The organism is Pedobacter sp. 01T416_2 (assembly GCF_056398925.1).
In genome coordinates this window covers 1-3374 of the sequence record NZ_JBFTQI010000660.1, presented here as the reverse complement: position 1 = coordinate 3374, position 3374 = coordinate 1, and the positions used below count along the sequence as shown (strand labels likewise).

The following is a 3374-nucleotide window of genomic DNA, read 5'->3' as shown; positions in this document are numbered from 1 at the left end:
TGGTAAGATCTGTCTGGCTGAGGCATCAGCATGGATATATTTCGGCCGATTACTTCTTCAGGATCATAATCGAAAAGACGGCATGCAGATGGATTAATCGACTCTACCACACCGCTGTCATCAATAGTGATCAGTCCGTCTATTGCATGGTCAATAATTGCCTTTAGCAATACGGCATTTTCCATAATTTATTGATTAACAGCTAAATGTTTTGGCTGCATTAATAGAACCATCGCCAGCGGGGATTGTTTGGATTTTATTCTTTTAAAGAATATCAGCACGCTTAAGATAGTCATTCAAAAATGGAAGAATGCTTAACCGCTCGTGATGAGCATCATCAATTCAGGTAGGGAATATCATTTCTAACTACAATTGGGGCGGTACTTTTGCTATATGTAGCGTCATCTGTCAATTCTGGCATTGACTGTTATAAAAAGAAGATGAACAATAACTTAGCTGCCAATAATACACCTGTTCCAGTTTTAAGCGTTGATGAGCTACTTAATGCTTTTGAAACAGATGGGCAGCAGGGTATCAGTATTAATGAGGCTTCGTTACGTTCAGTCCAATTTGGGCTCAACATTAACGTCAGCCAAAAGGTCAAAAGTATCTGGCAGATGTTTTTTGAGCAATTCAAAAGTCCTATCGTTTACCTGCTGTTTGTTGCTGCATTTGCATCGCTATATTTTAAAAACTCGTTGGAAGCCATCGCCATATTTATCGTTATTTTGGTTAACGCCCTGATAGGTTTTTTTATGGAACTACAGGCAAGGAGTTCCATGCGGGCGCTGAAAGAAATGGACCTAAGTGTCTCTAAAGTCGTTAGGGGCGGAAAAACCATGGATGTGCTTTCCGAACAGTTGACCCCTGGAGATTTGCTGCTGCTTGATTCCGGAGACATGGTGTCTGGAGATGGCCGGGTTATCGAATCAAACGGACTTCAGGTAGATGAGTCTGCATTGACTGGGGAATCATTTCCCATCCTTAAAACAAGCGATAGCCAGGGGGCAGATACTGATGCGTCTGCATCAATAAACATGGTATACAAAGGTACGGCGGTGATGAATGGAAATGGCAAAGCCATTATTACAGGCATTGCAGCAAACACCGAACTGGGTAAGATCAGCGAGATGGTTGGTCGTTCAGCTGCCACCAAATCACCTTTGGATATCAAAATCGGAAATCTGACCAAAAAGTTAATTTACATCACCCTTTTCATGACGGCTTTCTTTGCACTCACCGCTTTTATTGAAGGGAAACCCTGGCTCGAGATTCTGGAAACGTCAATAGCACTTGCTGTGGCTGCCTTTCCTGAAGGCCTTCCTATTGTGGCAACGGTTGCGCTCGCTTTTGGCATGCTGCGCATGGCAAAAAGAGATGCAATCGTCAAAAGACTTTCCTCGGTCGAAACGCTCGGGGGAGTGAATGTCATCCTTACAGATAAAACCGGAACCCTAACAGAAAATAAGATTTTTGTAAAAGTCCTGTCTTTTCCTGACGAAGAAGTACATGTTTCTATGGAAAAGGGACATCTGGTGTATGATGATAAGGGTATAAACAGAAGCCAGGAAAATTTTGAGCTATTGGTTAAAATCGGCACGCTTTGTAACAACGCCCCTGTTGATCAAACTGAGACGTCTAAGGTATCTGGTGATCCTATTGAAATTGCCTTATTGCTATTGAACAAAGCCGCCGCGTTTTCCAGGGAGGGCTCTGCAGCACATTACCAGAGAAAATCGGAGATTCCCTTCAGTGCTGAAACTAAACTGATGGCAACTGCCGATCAAAATGGAAATGGTTATTTCATTTCAGTGAAAGGGGCAGTTGAAGGTTTGATCTTAAAGTGCACAAAGATCCAGTCCGGAAATAGTTTAAATGAAATCACTTCCAGTGATCGGGAAAAAATACTCGCCAATGCAGAAAACCTTTCAGCAAGTGGGTTAAGGGTATTGGCTTTTGCCTTCAAAAGCCTGAATGAAATGCCTGATGGCGACTTCATAACTGAACTGACCTATGTGGGGATGGTTGGGTTTTTGGATCCTCCGCGGAGTGATATCAAAGGCGCTATCTCAACCTGCCGCTCTGCAGGTATAAAAATCGTTATGATTACCGGAGACCATCCGTTAACAGCTTTAAGTATTGCAAAACAGGTTGGCATCACAGAAATAGCGGATGATCAGGTCATATTGGGGAATGCTCTTCCACAGGAAGACTTATTGGATCAGGAGTGGAGGGATAGGATTCTTTCCACTACTGTCTTTGCCAGAACTTCTCCTAAACAGAAACTCGAAATTGTGGATACCTATCAGAAGGCTGGCTTTTTGGTGGCGATGACCGGAGACGGTGTAAATGATGCGCCAGCAATAAAAAAGGCAGATGTAGGGATTGCCATGGGACTAAGGGGCACTCAAGTGGCAAAAGAAACTGCAAATATTGTGCTTAAGGACGACTCCTTTGTATCGATTACCCGGGCCGTTGCCAATGGAAGAGAGATCTTTCAGAATATCCAGCGCTTTGTTATCTATCTGATATCCTGTAACCTGAGTGAAATTATTATTGTAACCCTACTGGGCTTTTTGGGAACTGGTGCCATCCTCTTTCCCTTACAGATTCTGTTTTTGAATATGGTTACTGATGTCTTTCCTGCGCTTGCTCTTGGCCTGGGAAGGGGAGATAAATCCATTATGTTGAAGGCCCCAAGAGATCCTGGCCTTGAGATTATATCTAACCGTAACTGGCTGGTGATTTTGGTTTATGCCGTGCTCATGACGCTTTCGGTTATGCTTGCGATTTTTATATGTATGAGATATGTAAGTGAAAAAGTAGAGGTCATCAATAATGTAGCATTTATTACGCTGGCCGCTGCCCAATTATTTCATGTATTCAATATGTCTTCTTTGCGCTCGGGAATGACGAAAAATGAGGTGACCAAAAATAAATTCGTATGGATGGCAATCATATTCTGCTTTTCTCTTATCACTTTGGTGTATGTTTTTCCCCAAAGCCGGCAGGTTCTTCATCTCAATATAATACCATTACAGGCATGGCTCGCCGCAATTTTTGCAGGTACACTGCCGCTGATACTGGTTCAATTTTACAAGTTGATTTTCGGTAAAAAGCATCAAAAATAATCCGTACAGTACAATTAGTGCCTACAAATAAACCACGAACGGGCTATATAAATTACCTGCTAAATAACATGCTTACCAGTCTTGATCTTCTATTTTAGGATCAACATCTCTATTAAACATGACCACTATCATTTCCCGGCCCGGAATAGTTGAGGATATTTGATTAAACATACCAGATTAGAATGATATCGCGACTTGATATGTTTTTTTTATTAGTCTTAATTTTTATTGCCAGATCTATAT

2 protein-coding genes are annotated in these 3374 nt (G+C 42.0%); one reads left to right on the top strand and one right to left on the bottom strand.

What is annotated here, in order from left to right:
* Positions 1-185 (bottom strand): PAS domain S-box protein (locus tag AC1DPQ_RS21995; protein ID WP_477610876.1); only part of this gene is annotated, 185 nt, incomplete at its 3' end.
* Positions 186-440: 255 nt separating this feature from the next.
* Between AC1DPQ_RS21995 and AC1DPQ_RS21990 the strand changes: the two genes are divergently transcribed.
* Positions 441-3131, top strand: coding sequence for a cation-translocating P-type ATPase (locus tag AC1DPQ_RS21990; RefSeq protein ID WP_477578529.1), 2691 nt, complete (start codon positions 441-443; stop codon positions 3129-3131).
* Positions 3132-3374 lie beyond the last annotated feature (243 nt).

Excerpts from the sequence above, each read along its gene's own strand:
- AC1DPQ_RS21990 (WP_477578529.1), top strand. The coding sequence starts at position 441 with ATGAACAATAACTTAGCTGCCAATAATACACCTGTTCCAGTTTTAAGC.